Consider the following 1,512-nt stretch of genomic DNA (forward strand, 5'->3'; position numbering starts at 1 on the left):
TGAGTACAAAATGAAGATGCGCAGCAAGCCAGTTCCGGAAGCTGTGAGTCGACAGAATCCTGAGTACCGGAAGGTCTGCAACGAAGCCAACCGGCAGATACATGCGGTTCAGAAGCAGCGCGGCAAATCGATTCCTTTAATTTGAGGTGAGCGGAATGGCTCTTAGATTCAAAATTTTGGCAGGGAAGCACGACAGCTATGAAGGCGAATACTACGAGAATATTAAGTTCGCCGATGATGCCGATTCTTGGGATGACGCCCAGCGAATCATCCAGGAGGAAAAACTCTCCACCTACCCCATTTGCCGGGTTGAGGTAACAGGATTCAAGGATGCTTAAGCGGCCTTTTTTTATTGGTCATTGTAAATCTAACGGCGTAACGGCGAGGTGATAGATGCTGGTTGTTGGCGGAAAGTACGCAACGAAGAATGGGTTTACTTTCGAGGTTCAGCGGGATGATTCGGAGTTATTCCCCGTTTATCAGTTCTTCGGAAGGGTCACAAAAGCGGACGGCCAGTTAGACCGGATTGCATTTTATACGGCTGGCGGTAGATATAAGGAATCACCATCGGAATATGACTTAATTTTTAATTAAACAGGCCGCATAAGCGGTTTTTTTACGCCTAAATTCAGGAATAAGAATATGAACATGACGGATTTACGGAAGATATTGGATGACCATAAGGTGTGGGTTGAGTCATTACATCAAAGCGGGTCGAGAGCCTGCGCACAGAGTGTCCTTGTAGATTCCCTTTCTGAGCACCTGGCCTGCTTCGACCATCTTAGATAGCGATCCCTGAGAGCTGTTGCGCCGGTATCCAGCCTGTATCACGTGGTTATGAATATCACAGGAATGAACATAGCCGCCTTTACTCTTCAGAAAATCGATAATTACCTGTCTTGCTGTTGTCATGCTGCATCTCCAAATCTTGAAGCCCACTCATGCGCCCTGGCGGATTCGTCACTGAACCGGACGCCGTGCTCGGCACCGAAGGCATGGATTAACTCAATGAGGTCACGCATCTCACTGACGCGCATTTTGCTTGTTGACTGGCCCAGCACCACAAATCCGCCGTCAATGCCTGGTACGGTCTCCTGCTTCTTCAGACTGGCGCTGAAAACGTTCTTCCAGCTATCGGAATCCATCTTTCGCCCATACCAAATGACCTGTGACGAAACATCATGCAGGCAGGCCCAAAGCATGCGATTTTGCGCAAGGCTGCGGGTATCTTCCTGGATGGTGATTTGTAGTGGCTTGGTGGGATTGGCGGGTAACTGCTGGATGGTGCTGATTACGTGCTGTCGGACATTGCCGTCACGAAGAAGGAATGTTCTTTTCTCCATCGATAACCTCTTTCAGTTGCTGAATTATTACCTTGAATCCATCCTCCAGGCGTCCCGCAGCGGCATCTGACCTTGCATTATCGCCACGGTGAATCATCCGTAGCTGCTCAGACAAATTCACGGCGTTGATGTAGGCATTACAGACCTGGCGGAAGTCTCGTTTTGATAT

General features: G+C 48.9%; 3 protein-coding genes. 1 reads left to right on the forward strand and 2 read right to left on the reverse strand.

The features are described 5' to 3' along the window. Positions 1 to 155: 155 nt before the first annotated feature. Complete coding sequence (locus GSQ70_RS00010) at positions 156 to 338, forward strand: hypothetical protein (RefSeq protein WP_158780365.1); 183 nt, start codon at positions 156 to 158, stop codon at positions 336 to 338. Between the two features lie 570 nt (positions 339 to 908). Here GSQ70_RS00010 and GSQ70_RS00015 read toward each other — a convergent pair. Beyond that, complete coding sequence (locus GSQ70_RS00015) at positions 909 to 1,343, reverse strand: recombination protein NinB (protein ID WP_158780366.1); 435 nt, start codon at positions 1,341 to 1,343, stop codon at positions 909 to 911. Then, a partial coding sequence (locus GSQ70_RS25870) for a hypothetical protein (RefSeq protein ID WP_233268216.1) occupies positions 1,315 to 1,512 on the reverse strand: 198 nt, incomplete at its 5' end. The genes GSQ70_RS00015 and GSQ70_RS25870, both read right to left, overlap by 29 nt.

The sequence above is a fragment of the Pantoea sp. BAV 3049 genome, assembly GCF_009765445.1.
In the GTDB taxonomy this organism is placed as follows: domain Bacteria; phylum Pseudomonadota; class Gammaproteobacteria; order Enterobacterales; family Enterobacteriaceae; genus Erwinia.